Origin of the sequence: Serratia ficaria (genome assembly GCF_900187015.1) — a bacterium.
Classification (GTDB): Bacteria; Pseudomonadota; Gammaproteobacteria; order Enterobacterales; family Enterobacteriaceae; genus Serratia; species Serratia ficaria.
This window is the reverse complement of record NZ_LT906479.1, coordinates 853,145-867,882: the sequence shown is the minus strand read 5'-3', so window position 1 is coordinate 867,882 and position 14,738 is coordinate 853,145. Positions and strand designations below refer to the sequence as shown.

Here is a 14,738-nt window from a genome sequence, read left to right as displayed (position 1 = left end):
CGACGATGAGTGAAACGATCAGCGAAGAAGTGCACGCGCTGTGCCAACGCTACCAGACGCTGGCGCTCAGCGCAGACGCGTCGACCCTGACCATCGCGCTCAGTGAAGACGCGCCGCAGGGGCTGCTGGCGGCGCTGCGTTTCGCCACCGGCAAACGCATCCATCTGGAGCAATGGCCGGCGGCCCGGCTGGAACAGGCGCTGAACCGGCGTCATCTGCAGGCTGAACCCTCGGCGCCGGCAACCGAAAAGCCTGAGGCCGGCGGCGCCTCCCTCGACGACGAGAGCGACGCGCCGGTGGTGCAATTTATCAACCAGACGCTGCGCATGGCCATCCAGCGCCGCGCCTCGGACATTCACTTCGAGCCTTATCAACAACGCTTTCGCGTTCGCTTGCGCATTGACGGCGTGCTGCAGGCCATCGCCTCGCCGCCGTCGGAACTGGCGGCGCGCCTGAGCGCCAGGTTGAAGATCATGGGGCAGCTGGACATTGCCGAGCGCCGGTTGCCGCAGGACGGGCAGCTCAGCCTGTGGCTGGACAACGCCCGCTATTCGATGCGCATCGCCACGCTGCCGACGCTGCACGGCGAAAAAGTGGTGTTGCGCATCCTGCAAACCGAGCGGCAGGAGCTGCCGCTGGATCGCCTGGGCATGAGCCAGGCCGCGCTGGCGCGCTATGCCGCGGCGCTGAGCAGCCCGCAGGGCATGATCCTGGTGACCGGGCCGACCGGCAGCGGCAAAACGGTGACGCTGTACAGCGGGCTGCGCCAATTGAACGACGCGCAGAGCAACCTGTGCAGCGTCGAAGATCCGATCGAAATCCCGCTGTTTGGCGTCAATCAAACCCAGATTAACGTCAAAACCGAACTGAGTTTTTCCCGCGTGCTGCGCGCGCTGCTGCGGCAAGATCCGGACGTCATCATGATCGGCGAGATACGCGATAAGGAAACCGCAGAAATCGCCGTCAAGGCCGCGCAAACCGGCCATCTGGTGTTGTCGACGCTGCACACCAACTCCACCGGCGAAACCCTGACGCGCCTGACGCACATGGGCATTCCCGGCTATCTGATCGCCGCCAGCCTGAAGCTGGTGATCGCCCAACGGCTGGTGCGCAAACTGTGCGAGCACTGCCGCTACCCGCATGGCCAGGCGGTGCGTTTCCCGGCGGCGATATGGCCGGAGCCGCTGACCGCCTGGCGCGCCGACGGCTGCGAACACTGCTTCGGCGGCTACTATGGCCGCATCGGGGTCTATGAGCTGTTGAGCGTCACGCCGCAAGTGCAGGCCGGCCTGCTGGAGAACGCCTCGCCCGGCCAACTGGCGGACATCGCCCGTGACCAGGGACAGATCACGCTGCTGCAGGCGGGGCTGGCCCAGGTTGCCGCCGGCGTCACCTCGCTGGAAGAGCTGTACCGCGTGGTGGATACGGCGGCAAATGCGCAGGAACGCGCATGAAAGCCCGGCGCCTGTTTCTGTGGCAGGCTATCGATGCCCAGGGAGTGGTCCGTCACGGCGAGCTGATGAGCAGCGCCAAAAGCCGGGTCAGCCGGCAGCTTATCGAGCAGGGGCTGCAACCCTGCCGGATTAAGTACCGCGGGCGCATCGCGCCCGGGCAGTGGCGCGGCGAACCCTTGATTCACTTCACGCGCCAGCTGGCCACGCTGCTGCAGGCCGGCCTGCCGCTGGTCAACGCGTTGCAGTTGCTGGCCGCGGAGCACCCCGCTGCGGCCTGGCGCTGCCTTTTACGGCTGCTGAGCGAACGGGTGCGGCAGGGCCACCCCTTTTCGGAAGCCATCGCCGAACAGCAGGCCGTCTTCCCGCTGATTTACCGCCAGCTGATCGCCATCGGCGAGTTGACCGGCAACCTGGACCGTTGCTGCCTGCAGCTGGCGCAACAGCAGGAGTCTCAACGGAAGCTGCGCAACAAGGTGCTCAAGGCATTGCGCTATCCGCTGTTTATCTGCGCGGTGGCGCTGCTGGTCAGCGTGTTGATGCTGGTGCTGGTGCTGCCGGAATTCGCCGGCGTTTATCAATCCTTCGACGCGCCGCTGCCCTGGTTTACCCAGGGCTTGCTGCATCTTTCTGCCCTGCTGATCGCCGCAGGGCCTTATCTGGCGCTGTTGCTGGGCACTGTGATCTTCGGCTACCGCCGCTGGCTGCACCCGCGGCCCCGCTGGCGACGCCGCGAACAGGCGGCCCAGCTGCGGCTGCCGCTGATCGCCCGCCTGATCGAAGGCAGCGCGTTAAGCCAAATCTTTCGCATTCTGGCCATGACCCAGCAGGCGGGATTGACGCTGGTCGACGGCTTGAACGCCGCGGCAATGGCGGTGGACAACCTGTTTTATCGACAGGCGCTCGAACACGTGCAACGCCAGATTGCCCAAGGGGAAACCTTCCATCATGCGCTGAGCCAACAGCCGCTGTTCCCCGCGCTGTGCCGGCAGCTGGTGCGGGTGGGGGAAGAGTCCGGCTCGCTGGACAGCCTGCTCGACAAGCTGGCGCAGTGGCACGAGCGGCAAACGCTCGAGCTGGCCGATACGCTGGCGCAAACCCTGGAGCCATTGCTGATGTTGGTGGTCGGCGGGATCGTCGGCGCGCTGGTGATTGCCATGTATCTGCCGATCTTTCAGTTGGGAAACGTTTTGGGGTGAGGATAGCGGGCGCAGCAGACTGCGCCCGGCATGCAGCGCGGCGCGCGGGTTACCTGGCGCCGAAGACGCGGTTTTCCTGCTCCGCCACGCGGATGAAGGTGGTGCGCTTGGTCAGCTCCTTCAGGCGCTCTGCACCGACGTAGGTGCAGGCGGAGCGCAGGCCGCCGAGGATATCGCGCACGGTGAATTCAACTTCGCCGCGCAGCGGCAGCTTGACGGTTTTCCCCTCGGCCGCGCGGTATTCGGCCACGCCGCCGACGTGACGCTTCATCGCCGATTCGGAGCTCATGCCGTAGAACAGCATGAATTTCTCGCCGTTCTCTTCCACCACCGTGCCTTCGCACTCGTCGTGGCCGGCCAGCATGCCGCCCAGCATCACGAAGTCGGCGCCGCCGCCGAAGGCCTTGGCCACGTCGCCCGGTACCGAGCAGCCGCCGTCGCTGACGATCTGCCCGCCCAGGCCATGCGCGGCATCGGCGCACTCGATCACCGCAGACAGCTGCGGGTAGCCCACGCCGGTTTTCACCCGGGTGGTGCACACCGAGCCCGGGCCGATGCCCACTTTAACGATGTCGGCGCCGGACAGGATCAGCTCTTCCACCATTTCACCGGTGACCACGTTGCCGGCGCAGATGACGTGATTAGGGCAGGCCTCGCGCGCTTTCTGCAGGAAGGCGACAAAGTGCTCCGAGTAGCCGTTGGCCACGTCGATGCAGATGAACTTCAATGCCGGGGAGAGCGCCAGAATTTGCTTCATCTTGGCGAAATCGGCCTCGGAGGTGCCGGTGGACACCATCACGTGGCGCAGCACCGACTCGGGCGCGCGCTGCACGAAAGCGGCCCATTGCTCGACGCTGTAGTGTTTGTGAACGGCGGTGAGAACGTCGAAGGAAGCCAGGGCCTCCGCCATGCGGAAGGTGCCGACGGTGTCCATGTTGGCGGCGATAACCGGCACGCCGGACCAGCCGTAGCCAGAATGCTTGAAGGTGAACTGGCGCTCCAGTTCCACTTCAGAACGGCTTTTCAGCGTGGAGCGCTTAGGGCGGATCAGCACATCTTTAAAGCCTAACTTCAAATCTTCTTCAATACGCATGACTAATGATTTCCTGGTTTATGGCGACGGATCGCAGAGAATATTCGAACCTATACCCTATGAATTTCAAGTTGCAGCCAGGCGACCCGATCGCTCATCCCCAGGAGCTTGCGTCAGTAAGTGACAGGGGATGGGCCTGCGGCTTGAAGAATGGCGGGTATAGAGTAATGCCAGTTCCAGTGACGCTATCATACGCGCTAATAATTGCCGGACAAGACTGCGAATTCTCGATTATTTACGCTACAATCCGACAAATTTACCTGCGAAACCGCAGTGTGACCTCTCGCTCACTTTCCCTTTTCGGCTGCGCTTTTTATCACCGAATAGCGCAGGCTCTCAGGCAAGCGCCGCCTGCCGACTTGCACTTCTGCGCGATCGCTTTATGATTCCTCTATTATTTTTTTATGAATTCGGGTGCATCTAACAGCATGGCCTATATTGTTGCGTTGACCGGGGGAATAGGCAGCGGCAAGTCGACCGTAGCGGACGCCTTTGCGCGCCACGGCGCAGCCATCGTCGATGCCGATGTGATCGCCCGACAGGTTGTCGAACCGGGCACCCCTGCCCTGGCCGCGATCGCCGAACGTTTTGGTAATGAAATGTTGCTGGCGAACGGTACGCTGGATCGCGCCGCGCTGCGTCAGCGAATCTTCAGCCAGCCTGATGATAAAAGCTGGCTGAATCAATTGCTGCATCCGTTGATCCACCGGGAAACCCAGCGCCAGCTGGCGCAGGCCGCCAGCCCTTATGCGCTCTGGGTGGTGCCGCTGCTGGTGGAGAATAACCTGCAGGATCGCGCCGATCGGGTACTGGTTGTCGACGTCGACGTCGAAACCCAGTTGGCCAGAACCCTGGCGCGCGACGGCATCAGCCGCCGGCAGGCGCATAGCATTCTTGCCGCACAGGCCACCCGCGAGCAGCGTCTGGCCGTGGCAGATGACATTATTGACAACAGCGGCACCGCTCAGGGGATAGAGCCATTGGTCGCCGCACTGCATCGCCGCTATCTTGAACTGGCGGCATCAGCGACCCAACAGGATTAAACTGCATGAGTGATGTTTCCCCAAGCGTTCTCTTTGAACATCCGCTGAATGAAAAAATGCGCACCTGGCTGCGCATCGAATTTTTACTCCAGCAGCTGCACGGCCAACGCGCCCTGAGCGAAACCGCCATCGCCCTGACCTTCTTCCGCACCCTGTCCGACCTGCTGGACGTGCTGGAACGCGGCGAAGTGCGCACCGAACTGTTGAAAGAGCTGGAGCGCCAACAACAGAAATTGCTGGCCTGGGCCGATGTGCCGGGTGTCGATATGTCGTTGATCGAACAACTGCGCGGCCAATTGAAAGCGCGCGCGGCGGCGCTGATGTCGGCGCCGCGTCTCGGCCAGGCGCTGCGTGAGGATCGGCTGATCGGCCTGGTGCGCCAGCGGTTGAGCATCCCCGGCGGTTGCTGCAGCTTCGATCTGCCTACGCTGCATATGTGGATGCACGCCCCCCAGCAAGAGCGCGACGCCGACGTCGTGGCATGGCTGCAGACGCTGGAGCCGCTCAATCAGGCGTTGACCATGGTGCTGGATTTGATCCGCCAATCAGGGCCGTTCCGCAATCAAATCAGCCTGAACGGCTTCTTCCAGGATAATGCCGAAGGGGCGGATTTGCTGCGCCTGCGCATCAGCCTGGCACCGCAGCTCTACCCGCAGATTTCCGGTCACAAGACGCGCTACGCCATCCGCTTCCTGCCGCTGGACAACGAACACGGCGTGGTGCCGGAACGCCTGACCTTCGAACTGGCCTGTTGCTGAATTATTGAGATGAAACCCTTTCTGATCGGGAGGGAGTAAGGAACCGTTATGACGACCGTAGTGAAATGCCCGACCTGTGGCAAAGGCGTAGTATGGGGCGAAGTGAGCCCATTCAGACCGTTCTGCAGCAAACGCTGCCAGCTGATCGATCTCGGCGAGTGGGCCGATGAAGAGAAGCGTATTCCGAGCAACAACGAACGGTCGGAAAGCGATGACTGGAGCGAATGAAAAATCGGTCGGGAACAGATTTGAACGCTGCTTGCAGCGGCCCTGAAAGGGCCTGGCTCATGGACGAGCCGAGTAGCCATCGTTGATCGCCTCTGCCGGCCCGGCGCCCCGCCGGGCCGGTTGTTTTATTGCGCAGCGTTGGCCTGATCCACCAACAGCTTGATAATGCTGATGTTGGCCTCGGGAAACTCTTCCTCGCGCAGATCCGCCTGCTTCACCCAGCGCATCGGCTGGCCTTCGCGGCCGAACGGCTCGCCCTGCCAACCTTCCACCAGATAAAAGTTCAGCGTGACGATGCGATCGCTGAAGCGATGCTCCAGCACCTCCAACAGCGTTGCGCGTTCGGTTTCGATGCCGGTCTCTTCGCGCAGCTCGCGGCTCAGCGCCTGTTCCGGCGTTTCGCCCTGCTCGATTTTACCGCCGGGAAACTCCCAAAAACCCGCCATATGTGAATCGGCGGCGCGGCGGGTAATAAAGATCTCCTGCCGATCGTTACGGATAATGCCCACGGCGATGTTCAGATGTTTCATCACATCCTCCTGTTTGATGCCAAAAAATAGGGGTTCAGCATGCTGAACCCCTGACGTACCGCGTTAAACCCGACTCAGCTTACTTCTGCAGGCGGCCGTGGCACTGTTTGTATTTCTTGCCGGAACCGCACGGGCAAGGATCGTTGCGGCCCACCTTACGCTCGGCGCTCGCCGGCGCGTTAGGATCTTCGGTAACCAGCGAGTTCTCTTCGTAATGGCTCAGCTGCTGCTGCTGCGCCAGACGTTCGGCTTCTTCGCGACGCTGCTGTTCCAACGCTTCAACCTCTTCCGGCATCCGCACCTGCACCTTGCTCAGCACGCTGATCACTTCGTATTTCAGTGATTCGAGCATGGTGGCGAACATGTTGAAGGACTCGCGTTTGTACTCTTGCTTCGGATCCTTCTGCGCATAGCCGCGCAGGTGGATGCCCTGACGCAGGTAATCCATCGCCGCCAGGTGCTCTTTCCACAGGGAATCCAGCGTTTGCAGCATCACGCCCTTCTCGAAGTTGCGCATCATCTCGGTGCCGACCACTTCTTCCTTGCGCAGATACTGTTGCTTGGCGTTATCCAGAATGCGCTCACGCAGCGTCTCTTCGTGCAACTCGGGCTCTTTGTCCAGCCACTGGGCGATCGGCATATCCAGGTCGAAATCGTTCTTCAGCCGCTCTTCCAGCCCCTGAATGTCCCACTCTTCTTCCAGCGACTGCGGGGTGATGTAGTTGTCGATGGTGCTCTTGAACACGTCTTCGCGGATGCTGGCGATGGTTTCGCTCACGTCAGACACGTCCAGCAGTTCGTTACGCTGGCTGTAGATGGCGCGGCGCTGATCGTTGGCCACGTCGTCGTATTCCAGCAGCTGCTTACGGATGTCGAAGTTGCGGCTTTCCACCTTACGCTGGGCGTTGGCGATCGCCTTGGTCACCCATGGGTGCTCAATCGCTTCGCCTTCTTTCATGCCCAACTTGCGCATCATGCCGGAAACGCGATCCGAGGCGAAGATACGCATCAGGGCGTCTTCCATCGACAGGTAGAAGCGGGATGAACCGGCATCGCCCTGGCGACCGGAACGGCCGCGCAGCTGGTTGTCGATACGGCGCGATTCATGGCGCTCGGTACCGATGATGTGCAGGCCGCCGGCTGCCAGTACCGCATCGTGGCGCACTTTCCAGGCGTCCTTGATGGCGGCGATTTGCTCTTCGGTCGGCGCTTCCAGCTGAGCAACCTCAGCCTGCCAGCTGCCGCCCAGCACGATATCGGTACCACGGCCCGCCATGTTGGTGGCGATGGTTACCGCGCCGCTCTGGCCGGCCTGGGCGACGATATCCGCTTCCATGGCGTGGAATTTGGCGTTCAGCACCTTGTGGTCGATGCCCGCTTTGGTCAGTTCGCGCGACACCACTTCGGATTTCTCGATCGAGATGGTGCCCACCAGCACCGGCTGGCCGTTGGCGGTGCGCTCACGAATGTCTTCGATGATCGCGCCGATTTTCTCCAGCTCGGTCATGTAGACCAGATCCGGCATGTCCTTACGGATCATCGGCCGGTTGGTCGGCACCACGATGGTGTCCAGCTTGTAAATGGAGCTGAATTCGAAGGCTTCGGTGTCGGCGGTACCGGTCATGCCGGCCAGCTTCTCGTACAGACGGAAGTAGTTCTGGAAGGTGATGGAGGCCAGCGTCTGGTTCTCGTTCTGGATCTCCACGCCCTCTTTCGCTTCCACCGCCTGGTGCAAACCGTCGGACCAGCGGCGCCCCTGCATGGTGCGGCCGGTGTGTTCGTCGACGATGATCACTTCGCCGTCTTTCACGATGTAGTCAACGTCGCGGGTGAACAGCACGTGGGCGCGCAGCGCGGCGGTCACGTGGTGCATCAGCATGATGTTGGTCGGCGAGTACAGCGACTCGCCTTCTTCCATGATGCCGGCTTCCACCAGCATCTCTTCGATCAGGATCAGGCCGCGCTCGGTCAGGTGCACCTGACGCGCTTTTTCATCCACCGAGAAGTGACCTTCGCCCTGGAAGGAGTCGGAGTCTTCTTTTTCCTGGCGGATCAGTTTGGGGATCAGCTTGTTGACCTTGATGTACATCTCGGAGCTGTCTTCAGCCGGGCCGGAGATGATCAACGGAGTACGGGCTTCATCGATCAGGATGGAGTCCACCTCATCCACCAGCGCATAGTGCAGCTTGCGCTGAACCCGCTCTTCCGGGCTGAACGCCATGTTGTCGCGCAGGTAGTCGAAGCCGTATTCGTTGTTGGTGCCGTAGGTGATGTCCGCGGCGTAGGCTTCACGCTTGGCCGGCGCCGGCATGCCCGGCAGGTTGATGCCGATGCTCAGGCCGAGGAACTCGAACAGCGGGCGGTTGTTTTCGGCGTCACGCTGCGCCAGATAGTCGTTGACGGTCACCACGTGCACGCCGCGGCCGCTCAGGGCGTTCAGGTAGGCAGGCAGGGTAGCGGTCAGGGTTTTACCTTCACCGGTGCGCATCTCGGCGATGCAGCGGTCGTTCAGCACCATGCCGCCCAGCAGCTGCACGTCGAAGTGGCGCATGCCGAATACGCGCTTGCTGGCCTCGCGCACCACGGCGAAGGCTTCAGGGATCAGGCTGTCCAGCGCTTCGCCTTTTTCCAGGCGCGCGCGGAATTCGTTGGTTTTGGCTTTCAGCTCGTCATCGGACAGCTTTTCCATGTCCGGTTCCATGCGGTTGATCTGCTCAACCACTTTGCGCATGCGGCGCAGCGTACGATCGTTGCGGCTACCAAAAACTTTGGTCAATAATTTCACTAACATGATGTTTGATATCTCTGTCATGACGGCCAAAAGTGGCCGTCAACTTGCTGTTATTTTATCGGTTTTTTGTCGCCCTGCGGGCAGAATCAGCTGAGCGCGCCTGGCCCGGCGCGGATGCCCTGCACCTGCGCCAGCCACAGGCCAGTCTGATGCTGCGCCTGAGCGGGCAGCAGCGCACGATGCGTATGGCGAATGATGGTCGGCGGCTTCGGCTCGTGCGTCAGCAGCGCGTTGAGGGTGGAAAGCAGCGCCAGTTGCGCCACCTGCAAAGGAGGTTCGGCCGCTTCGGCTTCGCTTTCCTGCACCCGCGCATAGACCGCCTGCGGCGCCAGCGCGAAAGAAAGGTGACGAATGACGGTGCGAAGCGCATGCTGTTGCCAGTAGTCGACGCTGAAGGTCGGGCGGCGGTGCGCTTCCTGCAGCAGCGCCAGGCTATTGAAGGCGCCGCTGGCTGAATTTTGCCGGTTGAGGCTGGACGAGGTACTTGGCAGAGCGGCCTGATCGGGTGCGCCGGACAGATTTGAAGGTACGCCAAGCGTGGCCGCGACCATCCCTAACAGGAGATGGGGCCAGAAATAACGTCTGCCAAATTGTCGCCAACGATTTAGAATACCGATCACGAGTTTATAATCCGCCGGAGCCCATTATGCGCGATAGCCGTCCACAATTATTAGATGTCCTGTTCGACGACGCGTCTGCAGAAGACAAAGGGCCGCTGCATAACGTCCAGCAACGCGCGGTGGCGCTGCTCAAGCTTAACCGTGCAGTGAAGGGCCTGCTGCCCGTTCAACTGCATCCCTGGTGCCGCGTCGCGAATTTCCGACAGGGTATTTTAGTGCTAGAAACGGCAAATGCCAGCTGGATGATGCGCTTGCGCTACGAACAACCCGCCTTGCTGTCTGCACTACGAGCGCAAATTCTACCATCATTGTCATCGATCGACATCAGGATTAATCCGGGCTTGATGGCGAAAGGGTACAATCAGGTGCAGAACGCGGAGAAAAAGCCGGAAAAAGCGGCGCCGCTGCGTCATTTGAGCCAGGAAAGCGCGGAAGAGTTGAGAGTTTTGGCGAGCCGCAGTCCGGAAAAACTGCGCAAGATATTGGAACGACTGGCGGCATTGGCCGGAGAGGGTGCCAACGCAACCAGTCGTGATAAGTAGCCAGCGACACGGCATTTGACCTGCAAGGGTTACCCGCAGCCGACGTCCATCGTACCCAGAGCCTGGTTGCCAGGCTCTCGGGATCAGGTGTCGCCCGCCGGTATTCCTAAGGCGATGGGGCCCGGCTTTACGCCAATACGGTGGACGGCGCCTTGAATGCCAAAGGCATTTCCGCTTCGTCCTGGAAAGTCACGTATTCCCACGCTTCCTGCTTGGCCAGCACGGCCTGCAGCAGTTTGTTGTTCAGCGCATGGCCAGACTTGTACGCGGTGAACGCGCCAATGATGTTGTGGCCGCACATGAACAGGTCGCCGATGGCGTCCAGCATTTTGTGACGTACGAATTCGTCTTCGAAACGCAGGCCGTCTTCGTTCAGCACGCGGTAGTCATCCACCACGATGGCGCAGTCGAAGCTGCCGCCCAGGGCCAAACCGCGGGACTGCAGGTATTCGATATCACGCATGAAACCGAAGGTACGCGCGCGGCTGATTTGGCGCACGAACGAGTCGGCGGAAAAATCAAGGCGATAGCGCTGCGTGCTCGCGTCGATGGCCGGGTGGTTGAAGTCGATGGTGAAGTCCAGGCGGAACCCGTTATGCGGGGACAGCTCGGCCCATTTGTCGCCATCTTCAACACGCACGGTGTCTTTCAGACGCAGGAATTTCTTCGCTGAGTTCAGTTCTTCGATGCCGGCATCCAGCAACAGGAACACGAACGGACTGGCGCTGCCGTCCATGATCGGGATCTCGGCGGCGTCGACTTCAATGATGATGTTGTCGATGCCAAGCCCAGCCAGTGCGGCGTTAAGGTGCTCAACGGTAGAAATACGCACGTCATGCTCATTCACCAGGCAAGTACAGAGCATGGTATCACGCACGGATTTTGCATCAGCCGGAAAATCAACCGGTGGATTCAAGTCAGTGCGACGATAGATGACCCCGGTATTAGCCGGCGCGGGGCGCATGGTCAGCGTGACTTTCTTGCCGGTATGCAAACCGACGCCAGTCGCCTGAACAATACGTTTTAATGTCCTTTGTTTGATCATCGTTTTATCTCGCAATGTTATCCATCCTACCGGCCAAGCATACAGCATGGCCGGCGGGACAGTTTAGCACAAAGAGCGGAGATTCCAAATTCTCAGGATATTCTTAGTCCGCCTGCTTGCGCAGGAAGGCTGGAATATCAAGATAGTCGGGCTCTTTATTCGGCTGCGCAGCTTGATCGTTAACCACCTTGGCGGCAGGCTTCACTTCCTGCGGCAGCGGTGACATGCCGTGCTGCTGATAACGGTGATCCATCACCGGCTGGCTGGCCTGCTTGTTGGTAACCAGCGTGATTTCAGGACGCTTGTCCATACCGATACCGGTCGCCACCACGGTGACGCGCAGTTCGTCGTTCATTTCCGGATCCAACGAGGTACCGATAACCACGGTGGCGTTGTCGGAAGCGAAGGCGCGGATGGTGTTACCCACGGTTTCGAACTCATCCAGACGCAGGTCGAAGCCGGCGGTGATGTTGACCAGCACGCCGCGCGCGCCGGACAGGTCGATGTCTTCCAGCAGCGGGCTGGAGATCGCCATTTCGGCCGCTTCTTCAGCGCGGTCTTCACCACAGGCAATGCCGGAACCCATCATCGCGTAGCCCATTTCGGACATCACGGTGCGCACGTCGGCGAAGTCGACGTTCATCAGGCCCGGGCGGGTGATCAGCTCGGCGATACCCTGCACCGCGCCTTTCAGCACGTCGTTGGCCGCGCCGAACGCGTCCAGCAGAGAGATGCCGCGACCCAGAACTTTCAACAGCTTGTCGTTCGGGATAGTGATCAGTGAGTCCACATGCTTGGACAATTCTGCGATGCCCTGCTCAGCGAACGCCATGCGTTTCTTGCCTTCGAAATTGAAAGGCTTGGTAACCACGGCCACTGTCAGAATACCCAGATCTTTGGCAACTTCAGCCACCACCGGCGCCGCACCGGTACCGGTACCGCCGCCCATGCCGGCTGCGATGAAGACCATGTCTGCGCCGTCCAGCGCTGCGCGCAGGGCTTCGCGGTCTTCTTCCGCTGAATTGCGACCCACTTCAGGGTTCGCGCCCGCACCCAGACCTTTGGTAATACCGCTACCAATCTGGATGGTTTGGCCAACTGCCGTTTTACGAAGCGCCTGAGCGTCTGTATTAACGGCGAAGAATTCAACACCTTCGATGCGCTCGCGCACCATGTGTTCAACGGCGTTGCCGCCGCCACCGCCGACGCCGATGACTTTAATCACCGCGTCATTGGTTAGTTCCATTGGTTCAAACATAGTTTCTCTCCGTTTTGTGCCTGTCGCTGCGAGATCATAAAAAGATTACTCAGCATGATCTCTTTGTTGAAACATTAAAACTCTTTTCTCAGCCAGCTATTGATGCGTTTAAACCAATTGCCCACCGAGGCGCGTTTTTCTACTTCTGCCTCACCGCTCAGGTGAGACTCTTTTCCATAGTGCAGCAGACCTACCGCCGTAGAGTAGTAAGGCTCCTGCGCATAATCCGTCAGACCCGTGATGTTCAAGGGTTGGCCGATGCGTACCTGAGTGTGGAACACCCGTTGCGCACAGGCTGCCAGGCCATCAATCTGGGCGGCGCCACCGGTCAGCACGATACCCGCTGCCAGATGATGCTTCACCCCTTGCTGACGCAGTTGCTCCTGCAATTGCAAAATTTCATCGTTAACCAGATTCAACAGTTCGGTGTAGCGTGGCTCAATGACTTCAGCCAGCGTCTGTCTTTGCAGACTGCGCGGAGGACGTCCCCCGACGCTAGGCACCTCTACACTCTCATCCTTGCTAACAATCGACCCAAGCGCACAGCCGTGCCGAACCTTGATCGCTTCCGCATCTGTCGGCGGCGTGCCGAAGGCGTAGGCGATATCGCTGGTGACCACGTTCCCGGCGTAAGGGATCACTTTGGTGTGGCGCAGCGCACCGCCGGTGTACACCGCCATATCCATGGTGCCGCCGCCGATATCCACTACGCAGACGCCGAGTTCGCGCTCATCTTCGGTCAGCACCGCATAGCTGGCGGCCAGACCGGCGAAAATAAGTTGGTCAACTTTCAGACCGCAACGTTCCACGGCCTTGACAATGTTCTTCGCCATATCGTTATGGCAGGTGATCAGGTGCACCTTGGCCTGCATGCGCACGCCGGACAGCCCAACCGGGTTCTTGATGCCTTCCTGATAGTCGATGGCGTATTCCTGAGGAATAACGTGCAGGATGCGGTGTTCGTCGCGGACGCGTACCGATTTAGCGGTATGCACTACGTTCTCCACATCTTCCTGAGTCACTTCCTCTTCTGAAATAGGAACCATCCCTATTTCGTTCTGACAGCTGATATGTTTCCCCGATAATGCGAGGTACACCGAAGAAATCTGGCAATCCGCCATCAGCTCGGCCTGATCGATGGCGCGCTGCACGCACTTCACCACCGACTCCAGGTCGTTTACGCCACCCTTATCCATGCCGCGAGACGGGCAGCTGCCCACCCCGATAATGTTGACCATGCCATCGGGCAGAACTTCCCCTACCAATGCGGAGACTTTTGCAGTACCGATCTCCAGTCCAACTACCAGTTTTCTGTCCGTCGACTTGATCATTGTTGTTTTGCCTGTGCCTGATTCTGTTGCTGATTACTGTTTTGCTGACCGCCTGCCGCCTGCGGGTCGACGAGCACCGGGGCCCAACCTACCGAGGCGCCGGACTCATAGCGCAAATCGACGTAGCTGACGCGCTTGCTTTCCGCCTGGCCCTGCTGCTGCAGCACCGGATACAGCTCGATAAACCGCTGCAGACGCCCGGCGCGATCGTCGCGCCCCAGCTCCAGCCGAACATCGTTATCCAAAGCCAGCTGCCACGAATGGCGAGCGCTCATCGCCACCATTTTCAACGTAAACTTGCTGGCCGTTAACATGCTGCTCATGGTTCGATAGCCTTCCAGAACGTCCTGTTCGCTGCCTTCCGGACCATAGAGCAACGGCAATTTCTGTTTGCCGGCCCGTTCTGCCGGCACGCTGAATGATTTGCCGTCGGCATCCACCATGTGCAAATCATTCCAGCGCGCCACCGGCACATACTCCACCAGGTGGATCTTCAGCTCATCCGGCCACTGCTTGCGCACGCTGGCCTGTTTGATCCACGGCAGGCGTTCAATCTGTTGCTGGATAACGTCCACATCCTGGGTCATGAACGTCCCCGGCGCGCCCAGCGCCAGGATCGCCTGACGAATATCATCGTTGGTGGTGTAGTGCCGTTCACCGGTCACCACCAGTCGCGAGAGCGGCAGGCGGCTGGCGTCTTTCATCCAGCCAATCACCGCCCACCCGCTCCACAGGACCGTTCCCAACACCATCAGCAGGAAGACCATTCCCGCCAACTGGGTTCCATTGCTGCGGCGCGGGCCGTTGTCCACCTCGCGTTCGCGCGCATTCAGGGCAGCTTGCGACATA

The 14,738-nt window shown here is 60.2% G+C and carries 14 protein-coding genes; 6 read left to right on the top strand and 8 right to left on the bottom strand.

All coding sequences use genetic code 11. The features are described from left to right. Positions 1 to 5: 5 nt before the first annotated feature. Both gspE and hofC read left to right on the top strand, forming a co-directional pair. The gene (gene gspE, locus CKW09_RS04005; RefSeq protein ID WP_095095763.1) at positions 6 to 1,454 is read left to right on the top strand and encodes a type II secretion system protein GspE; all 1,449 of its coding nucleotides are present in this window, start codon (positions 6 to 8) and stop codon (positions 1,452 to 1,454) included. Continuing rightward, positions 1,451 to 2,650, top strand: a complete 1,200-nt coding sequence (gene hofC / locus CKW09_RS04000; RefSeq protein ID WP_095095760.1) for a protein transport protein HofC — start codon at positions 1,451 to 1,453, stop codon at positions 2,648 to 2,650. The genes gspE and hofC overlap by 4 nt, the downstream gene beginning before the upstream one ends. A 49-nt stretch (positions 2,651 to 2,699) precedes the next feature. Here hofC and CKW09_RS03995 read toward each other — a convergent pair whose 3' ends face one another. Continuing rightward, positions 2,700 to 3,743: a GMP reductase gene (locus tag CKW09_RS03995; protein WP_061794977.1), complete on the bottom strand. Its 1,044-nt coding sequence runs from the start codon at positions 3,741 to 3,743 to the stop codon at positions 2,700 to 2,702. Positions 3,744 to 4,171: 428 nt separating this feature from the next. Here CKW09_RS03995 and coaE point away from each other — a divergent pair, with 428 nt between their 5' ends. Genes coaE through yacG form a run of 3 tightly spaced genes read left to right on the top strand, consistent with a single transcriptional unit; the run spans position 4,172 to position 5,772 of the window. Then, complete coding sequence (gene coaE, locus CKW09_RS03990) at positions 4,172 to 4,786, top strand: dephospho-CoA kinase (RefSeq protein WP_095095757.1); 615 nt, start codon at positions 4,172 to 4,174, stop codon at positions 4,784 to 4,786. 5 nt (positions 4,787 to 4,791) lie between these two features. Further along, positions 4,792 to 5,544 carry a cell division protein ZapD gene (zapD, locus tag CKW09_RS03985; protein ID WP_061794975.1) on the top strand — a complete coding sequence of 251 codons (753 nt, stop codon included), beginning with the start codon at positions 4,792 to 4,794 and terminating at the stop codon, positions 5,542 to 5,544. Between the two features lie 48 nt (positions 5,545 to 5,592). Beyond that, entirely contained in the window at positions 5,593 to 5,772 is a 180-nt protein-coding gene (gene yacG, locus CKW09_RS03980) for a DNA gyrase inhibitor YacG (RefSeq protein WP_061794974.1), read from the top strand. A gap of 125 nt (positions 5,773 to 5,897) precedes the next feature. On the opposite strand, the gene mutT is transcribed toward yacG, so the two are convergent. The 3 genes from mutT to secM all read right to left on the bottom strand — a co-directional run bounded on the left by mutT (position 5,898) and on the right by secM (position 9,713). Continuing rightward, entirely contained in the window at positions 5,898 to 6,302 is a 405-nt protein-coding gene (mutT, locus tag CKW09_RS03975; protein ID WP_095095754.1) for an 8-oxo-dGTP diphosphatase MutT, read from the bottom strand. 79 nt (positions 6,303 to 6,381) lie between these two features. Continuing rightward, the gene (secA, locus tag CKW09_RS03970; protein WP_061794972.1) at positions 6,382 to 9,093 is read right to left on the bottom strand and encodes a preprotein translocase subunit SecA; all 2,712 of its coding nucleotides are present in this window, start codon (positions 9,091 to 9,093) and stop codon (positions 6,382 to 6,384) included. An 86-nt stretch (positions 9,094 to 9,179) separates the two neighbouring features. Beyond that, positions 9,180 to 9,713, bottom strand: coding sequence for a secA translation cis-regulator SecM (gene secM, locus CKW09_RS03965; protein ID WP_061794971.1), 534 nt, complete (start codon positions 9,711 to 9,713; stop codon positions 9,180 to 9,182). Positions 9,714 to 9,739: 26 nt separating this feature from the next. Between secM and CKW09_RS03960 the strand changes: the two genes are divergently transcribed. Then, on the top strand, positions 9,740 to 10,255 hold the full coding sequence (locus CKW09_RS03960; protein ID WP_095095751.1) for a DUF721 domain-containing protein: 516 nt from the start codon (positions 9,740 to 9,742) through the stop codon (positions 10,253 to 10,255). Positions 10,256 to 10,382: 127 nt separating this feature from the next. Here CKW09_RS03960 and lpxC read toward each other — a convergent pair whose 3' ends face one another. From lpxC to ftsQ, 4 genes are all read right to left on the bottom strand, one after another. Continuing rightward, positions 10,383 to 11,300 carry a UDP-3-O-acyl-N-acetylglucosamine deacetylase gene (gene lpxC / locus CKW09_RS03955; protein ID WP_061794969.1) on the bottom strand — a complete coding sequence of 306 codons (918 nt, stop codon included), beginning with the start codon at positions 11,298 to 11,300 and terminating at the stop codon, positions 10,383 to 10,385. A 103-nt stretch (positions 11,301 to 11,403) separates the two neighbouring features. Beyond that, positions 11,404 to 12,558, bottom strand: a complete 1,155-nt coding sequence (gene ftsZ, locus CKW09_RS03950) for a cell division protein FtsZ (protein WP_061794968.1) — start codon at positions 12,556 to 12,558, stop codon at positions 11,404 to 11,406. A gap of 74 nt (positions 12,559 to 12,632) precedes the next feature. Continuing rightward, entirely contained in the window at positions 12,633 to 13,889 is a 1,257-nt protein-coding gene (gene ftsA, locus CKW09_RS03945; RefSeq protein WP_004950148.1) for a cell division protein FtsA, read from the bottom strand. After that, positions 13,886 to 14,737: a cell division protein FtsQ gene (gene ftsQ, locus CKW09_RS03940; protein ID WP_061794967.1), complete on the bottom strand. Its 852-nt coding sequence runs from the start codon at positions 14,735 to 14,737 to the stop codon at positions 13,886 to 13,888. The genes ftsA and ftsQ overlap by 4 nt, the downstream gene beginning before the upstream one ends. Position 14,738: the final 1 nt, after the last annotated feature.